Origin of the sequence: Archangium sp. (assembly GCF_036388035.1) — a bacterium.
In the GTDB taxonomy this organism is placed as follows: Bacteria; Myxococcota; Myxococcia; order Myxococcales; family Myxococcaceae; genus Archangium.
On sequence record NZ_DASVSO010000858.1, the window covers coordinates 1 to 6,661 of the forward strand.

Consider the following 6,661-nt stretch of genomic DNA (forward strand, 5'->3'; position numbering starts at 1 on the left):
TCTCCACCGTGCCGCAGGACCAGAGCTACGCGGTGGACTGGAAGGTGAACGAGGGGACCCCTGGGTCGTTCGGGAGCTACCGCACGGCGGTGCACCCCAACGCGCGGATCAACTACAACAACTTCTACCTAGACGTGATCCCCAACGGGGCCCACGGCTCCTATGGGCTCATGCCGGACCTCGTGGCGTACTTCATCGACGGCAACCAGCCGGATCAGCCGGTCAACTTCGTCTACGGCAACCCGTATCCGGCCAGCTACGCGAAGTTCGCCAATGCGACGACGGCCTTCACCGTCCCCTACCAGGTGCCCAAGCCGGATGGTGGGACGGCCAGCACGAGCGGTCAGGGCACCCTCTCCAGTGAGGACCTGTTGAGCGGCCTGCGGGCCCAGCCGCTGGTTCCGGCGATCAGCCCGGTGCGGAGCCCCTTGCTCAACGGCGCGAGCGCCTACCTCGACCAGTCCATCGGTCCCACGCCGGAAGTCTCCTGGACGCCGCCCGCCGTGGGCACCCCGACGTTCTACTCGGTCCGCTTTCGCGAGATCGTCTACAACCCCGCCACCGGCCGCGCCTCCCGGGGTTCCTTGGTGGGACGGGTGATGACCCAGGGCACCCGCGTACAGGTTCCGCCCGGCCTCCTGCGGTCCGGCAAGTACTACTTCATGCTCGTCACCGCCATCTACCAGCCGAACTCCTCGGTCCAGAGCGCGCCGTATCTGCTCCCGTGGCCGGGCCACTCGGCGGATTCCATCAGCGGGCTGCTCACCGTTCCGTAGTGGTGGCCATCATCGGCGTCCTCGCCGCCATCGCGGTTCCGAACTTCCTCGAGTTCCCCTTCAACGACGCCGACCGCGACAAGGAAGGGGGCGTTGAGCGGGGCCGCCCGCGTCGGCCAGGATGAGGGCATGACGCGGCAGCCGCCTCCTCCTGGTGACCCTTCCTCGGCTCGCGACCTGGAGCTGCGGGCCGTGGGGGCACCCCCTCCGCCGAGGCGGTTGCTGCCGCCCGGCGGCGAGGCCCTGGCCATGCTGGTGCGCCGGGGCTTCCAGCCCACCGTGGCCCCGTTGGACCTGCCCTTTCCTCCGGACCTCGAGGGCGAGGCCGCCGAGCGGCTCGCGGAGCGGCTCGGCCACTACGCCTTCCGCCTCTTCCTCCGGGGCGCCATTCTCCGGGGCGGCAGCTTCTCGCCCAGCGAGGCCACGCGCTACCTCGAGGCCGAGCGGGCCGCCCAGGTGGCCGAGGAGCTGGTGGCGCTCGGGCTCGCGGAGCGCGAGGAGGGCGGGCGCTACCGCCTGTGCCACCGGGCGCACAACTTCGGCGGCACGCTGGAGTGGTACGTGGCGCGCGAGCTGCGCGGGCGGCTCGGCTTCGACGTGGCCGTGGGGGTGAAGTTCCACGCGCCCGAGGTGGGGGGAGACCTGGACGTGGTGGCCGCGGCCGAGGGACGGCTGCTCTACCTGGAGATGAAGTCCTCGCCGCCCAAGCACCTGGCCTCGGACGAGGTGGGCGCCTTCTTCCGGCGCGTGCGCGCGCTGCGGCCCCACCTCGCCATCTTCGTCATGGACACCGCGCTGCGCCTGTCCGACAAGGTGCTGCCGCTGCTCCAGGCGGAGCTGCGCACCCAGCCGCCTCCCACCCCCCGGCGCGTGGTGCGCGAGGTGTGGGCGCTCACCCCGCACCTCTATGTCGTCAACGCGCGGCAGGACCTGATGGGCAACATCGCCCTCGCCATCGCCGAGGGGCTGCGCGCGCTCGCGCCGCCCCCACCGTGACGGGGCTGGACCATTCCGCCATGCATTCATGCTCTCGGAGAGCACCATGCAACAAGCGCGTGTTGTAGCTCCCTATCATTCGGGCCGGTCGTGCTTCTTCGCCGTGGGGCTCGTTCTCCTCTCATCAGCCTGCGCGGCAACGAGCACTGGCAGATACGCCAATGGGTTCGCACTCACTCAGGCCGAGTGCAACCAGACCGATAGCACCGTCTCGTGCTGCCTCAAGAGCAACCCCGGCCAGTACGAGCGCTGTGGCGCGACCCCCCCGACGGAGCCCACCCGGTCCAATCATCTACCCCCAGGACGCCCCGAGTCAGAAGCGTCACCCATCCCGGAACTCCCGACGCCCGAAGAACGGGAGCAGTGGGAGAAGGACATCTGCCTGCCGCGCTACGAGAAGTGCAGAAGTGGGAAACACGATGGCCGGGTCTGGGGTGAGTCGCAGTGCAAAGCGTGCTTTACCGCCTGCATGCGATACGGCTACTGGCCGTTGCGTGCCAATGGAAAGCCCTGCCCTTGAACGTTAGCATGAAGACTCCCCACCAGGAGCGTTCCGCGACATTTAGCGAGGAACTTGATCTTCGTTACCTGGAACTGCTCAAGGCGAAGGCGCCCTACGTGCAATGCAAGCGCGAGCTCCTGAAGCTGGAGAAGCGCTGGCTGCCAAGGGCAAGGACCCCTGCCCAGCGCCTCGCGATTCAACGCATCATCGCAAACACGCTCCTCACCGAAGCGTACGGCTCCAGAATGCCGTGGAAGGAGTTCGGTCGAGGGCTTCGTCGTCTCCAGCAACTTGGCTTCGCCGACCTTGGGATGCGTGTTCACGTCTCCTGCCTCTATGTGCAGGCGCTCCACCTGTTTCCCCACAAGCAGTCTCGGGAGGCATGGGACATGTTGGAGGACACGGAAAGGAGGGTGCGCAGGCTCCGTCGAGAGAGCCCTCTCCGCGAGGAGCACCTGGAGGCCATTGCACACGCGGAGAAGGTAGCCCGGGTACCACGACCTCGCTCGTAGTCGACTCCGAGCGAGGTGCGGCAACCCCGCTCACCGCTGCTCGGCGGCTTCCTGGTGGTGGCTCACCACGCGCTCGGCCTGCTTGCCCACCAGCTCCGAGTAGTGGTCGTGCCGCGCCACGAAGCTGCCCAGGCCCGAGGTGGCCGAGCGCAGCTCCACGATGAAGCCGTGCATCTCCGCCTGCGGCACATACGCGGTGATGACGTCCCAGCCGGGCAGGTCGGTGTTGGCGTCGAACCCGAGGAGCTGTCCCCGGCGGCTGGTGACGAGCCGCTGGGCCCGTGAGGTGGCCTCGCGCGGCACGTGGATGTCCACGTGGAGGATGGGCTCGAGCAGCACCGGCTCCAGCTTGGGAAGTATCTCCACCAGGGCCAGGCGCCCCGTGGTGCGGAAGGCCTGATCCGAGCTGTCCACCGAGTGGTAGGTGCCACCGGTGAGGGTGACGGCCACGTCCACCACGGGGAAGCCGAGTGGCCCGCGCTTCAGGCCCTCCTTCGCGCCTTCCTCCACCGCGGGGATGTACTGCCGGGGGATGGCCCCGCCCACGACGGCCGAGGTGAAGCGGAAGCCCTCGCCGCGCGGCAGCGGCTGCACCTCCACCACCACGTCACCGAACTGCCCGTGCCCGCCGGACTGCCGCTTGAAGCGCGCGTGGTGCGAGCTGTGCTTGCGGATCGTCTCCCGGTAGGGGATGGGCAGGGGGCGCGTCATCACCGGGACGCGCAGGCGTGTGCGCAGGTGCTCGACGGCCTCGCGCAGGTGCATTTCACCCTGGCCGCCCAGCAGCAGCATCTGCGTGTCCGCCTCCTGGTCCACCGAGAGGGACGGGTCCTCTTCCACCAGCCGGGCCAGCGCGCCCGTCAGCTTCACGTCGTCCGTGCGCTTCTCGGCGACGATGGCGACCTGGTGCACCGGAGGCGGTGCCAGGGGCCAGTCCTCGGGGTGACGCACGCCCTCGGGATCGGCGAAGTCTCCCGTGCGCATCGCCTCCACCCGCCCGATGGACACCACGTCCCCCGCGCGCCCCGCGCCGACGGAGAGCTGCCTGCTTCCATGCACCCGCTGCACGCCGCTCACCCGCGAGCCGCCCATCGTGCCGCCGTCCTCCACCTGCCCGCGCCAGACGCGCACCATGGACAGCTTGCCCACGTGGGGCAGGTGCTGCGTCTTGAAGGACTGCACCCGGGGAGGGCCCTCCCCGGAGATGCCCAGGCGCTCGCGCGTCTCCTCCACCGTGGGCACCTCGTGCCGCAGGCCCTTGAGCAGCCGCTCCAGGCCGAGTCCCCGCTCCGCCGAGCCGAGGAAGACGGGCACCAGCCGATCCTCGCGCAGGGCCTTCTCGAACTGCGCGTAGAGCGCGTCCGGCGGGGGCACCACGTCCTCGAGGAGCTGCTCGAGCAGCGTGTCATCCAGGTCCGCGAGCCTTTCGAGGAGCTGGCGCCGCGAGCTCTCCTCGCGCGGGCGGTCCGCGTCCGGCAGCGAGATGAGCGCGGGCTTCCCATCCTTCCCCTCGGCCCAGGCGCGCTCGCTCACCAGGTCCACCACGCCCACCAGTTGCCCGCCCTCGCGCAGCGGAATCTCCCGCAGCACCAGGGGCCGCGAGGAGACGGCCTGGAGCGTCTCCAGCACCTCGCGCACCGACGCGGCGCCGTCCTCGAGCACGTTGAGGAAGAGCAGGTGGGGGATGCGGCGCGCATCCAGGAAGGCGAAGAGGGGGGCGAGGGCGGCCGCGCGCTCGGGCGAGGCGTCACACACCACCACCGCCGCGTCGCTCACCATCAGCGCGTGGCGGGCCTCCTGGGAGAACTCCGGTGCCCCCGGGGTGTCGATGAAGGTCCACTGCTCCCCCAGGAAGCCGGTGTGGGCCACGGACAGCTCGAGCGTCATGCTCCGCTCCACGGCGGCTCCGGGTCCTCCCGTGGCGCGCAGTCCTTCGGCTCCCGTGGAACGCAGCAGGGACTCGAACAGGGTCGTCTTGCCCACGCCCTGGGGTCCTACGAAGGTGACGACTCTCGGTGACGCGGGATGTTTCATGACCTGGCCCTCCTGCCGGCAGGCATTCGCCCCGAGAAGGTGGGGCTCCGGGACAAGGTGGGGAAGCGCCGGGCTCACGTGGGGCGAGGGCCTTCCCCCATGCTCGCCGCGCACGTCCGGTGTGCGACGGGGACCCTGCACGTCCGTACCTCCCAGACGGGCGGGTGCGTTCACCTCCCGGCTGCACGCACCGGGGGGGCTGTGGCATACAGAGGGGACATGTCCAACCCACTCCAGCTGGAGGTCGAGCGGCTCCTCGCGCTCGGCCGTACCCCCGAGGCCCTCGCCGCTGGGGAGGCCATGGCCTCCGACTGGGCCCGGCAGGGACAGCCGCTGCGTGCCCTCGCGCTGTGCCGGGTGCTCCTCCAGCTCGAGCCGGCGCATACGCGCACCCCCCAGCTCCTGGCGGACCTCTACGCGCGGCCCGACGCTCCCGCGAAGGGCGCGCCCCCCGCCGCCGCGGCGACGCTGCCCCGAGTGCCCCTCTTCTCTCAGCTCGGCCGCGAGCCCTTCATGGCCCTGCTGGGCGCCCTGGAACTGCGGACCTTCAAGGCCGGGCAGAACCTCATCACCGAGGGCGAGCCGGGCCGCTCCATGTTCGCCCTCGCGGACGGGCAGGTGGACGTGGTGCGCCTGCTGGAGGGCGGGGAGCGGCGCACGCTGGCCTCGATGGGGGAGGGGGAGTTCTTCGGGGAGATCGCCCTCGTCTCCGAGAGCCCGCGGCTGGCGAGCGTGGTGGCCACCCGGCACACCGTGGCGCTCGAGCTCATCCGGACGCGGTTGGAGCGCATCGCGCTGAGGTACCCCGCGGTGGGCGAGACGGTGCGGACCTTCTACCGGGAGCGGCTGCTGGCCAACGTGCTGCGCAGCAACCCCGTCTTCACCACGCTGCCTCCCGAGCAGCGGCAGGCCCTGGCCCGCTGCTTCGAGCTGCGGCTGGTGGACGCCGGCACCGTCATCATCGAGCAGGGCCAGAAGGGCGACGGCCTCTACCTGCTGCTGCAGGGCCAGTGCACCCCGGTGTTGCGCCACCCCGACGGCAAGCAGAGCGCCTTCTCCTCGCTGCGCGAGGGAGATGTCTTCGGGGAGATCTCCCTGCTGCTCGGCCAGCCGGCGAGCGCCACGGTGCGCGCGGAGACGCCGTGCCACCTGCTGCGGCTGGGGCGTGACGCCTTCGAGCAGAACCTCGCCAGTCAACCCCGGGTGCGCGCGGCGCTCATGCGCCTGGGCACGGAGCGGCTCTTGCACATCTCCAAGCTGCTGTCCGGCCGGGCGGCGCTCGAGGGCGACCTGCGCGTCTGACGGGGCGGGCTCAGCGCGGGCCCTGCCTCTCCAGCCACTGCTTCACCAGCACGGGCACGCCCTCGCGCACGGTGGGGTAGCGGAACTGGAAACCCGTGCCATGCAGGCGCGCGTTCGACAGCTTCGCCTCCGCCGTCAGCGAGTCCGTCACCACCGGCCCCATCACCAGGCTGCACACCCACCGGGGGAGGAGGACCCGGCGCGTGGTGACTCCCAGGGCCTTGGCGGCCACCCGGTTGAGCTCCGCGAAGGACACCGGCTCGTCATCCACCACGAAGTAGCGCCGGCCCACCTCGCCGTGCTCCAGCAGGTGCAGCAGGGCCCGGGCGCAGTCCTCCACGTGGATGGGGGACATGCACTGCGTCAGCGTCTGCTTCAGGCCGAAGAGCCGCTTGCCCGCCTTGAGGGGCTTGAGCGCGTACTCCTCGAACCAGGAGCCCAGCCCGTACACCGAGCCGGGGTAGGCCTCCACCAGCGGCAGCCCGCGCGACACGTAGCCCGGCAGCATCTCGATGGCGGGCGCGATGTACGGCCCCCAA

Annotated in this window: 5 protein-coding genes and 1 pseudogene; 4 read left to right on the plus strand and 2 right to left on the minus strand. The window is 70.6% G+C overall.

All coding sequences use genetic code 11. The annotated features are described in order from the left end of the window. The 3 genes from VF697_RS35410 to VF697_RS35420 all read left to right on the plus strand — a co-directional run. The coding region (locus VF697_RS35410) for a hypothetical protein (RefSeq protein WP_331102058.1) at positions 1 to 776 on the plus strand (776 nt) is incomplete at its 5' end. Between the two features lie 93 nt (positions 777 to 869). After that, entirely contained in the window at positions 870 to 1,772 is a 903-nt protein-coding gene (locus VF697_RS35415; protein WP_331102060.1) for a hypothetical protein, read from the plus strand. Positions 1,773 to 2,300: 528 nt separating this feature from the next. After that, complete coding sequence (locus VF697_RS35420; protein ID WP_331102062.1) at positions 2,301 to 2,786, plus strand: hypothetical protein; 486 nt, start codon at positions 2,301 to 2,303, stop codon at positions 2,784 to 2,786. A 30-nt stretch (positions 2,787 to 2,816) separates the two neighbouring features. On the opposite strand, the gene VF697_RS35425 is transcribed toward VF697_RS35420, so the two are convergent. Continuing rightward, positions 2,817 to 4,820, minus strand: coding sequence for an elongation factor G (locus VF697_RS35425; protein WP_331102064.1), 2,004 nt, complete (start codon positions 4,818 to 4,820; stop codon positions 2,817 to 2,819). 219 nt (positions 4,821 to 5,039) lie between these two features. Here VF697_RS35425 and VF697_RS35430 point away from each other — a divergent pair, with 219 nt between their 5' ends. Next, positions 5,040 to 6,122 (plus strand): cyclic nucleotide-binding domain-containing protein, encoded by a 1,083-nt coding sequence (locus VF697_RS35430; protein WP_331102066.1) that lies wholly within the window; start codon positions 5,040 to 5,042, stop codon positions 6,120 to 6,122. Between the two features lie 10 nt (positions 6,123 to 6,132). On the opposite strand, the pseudogene VF697_RS35435 reads toward VF697_RS35430, so the two are convergent. After that, positions 6,133 to 6,661, minus strand: a pseudogene (locus tag VF697_RS35435) (hypothetical protein); the annotation flags it as partial.

Coding starts and splice junctions, on each gene's coding strand:
- VF697_RS35425 (WP_331102064.1), bottom strand. CDS start 4,820: ATGAAACATCCCGCGTCACCGAGAGTCGTCACCTTCGTAGGACCCCAG.
- VF697_RS35420 (WP_331102062.1), top strand. CDS start 2,301: ATGAAGACTCCCCACCAGGAGCGTTCCGCGACATTTAGCGAGGAACTT.
- VF697_RS35430 (WP_331102066.1), top strand. CDS start 5,040: ATGTCCAACCCACTCCAGCTGGAGGTCGAGCGGCTCCTCGCGCTCGGC.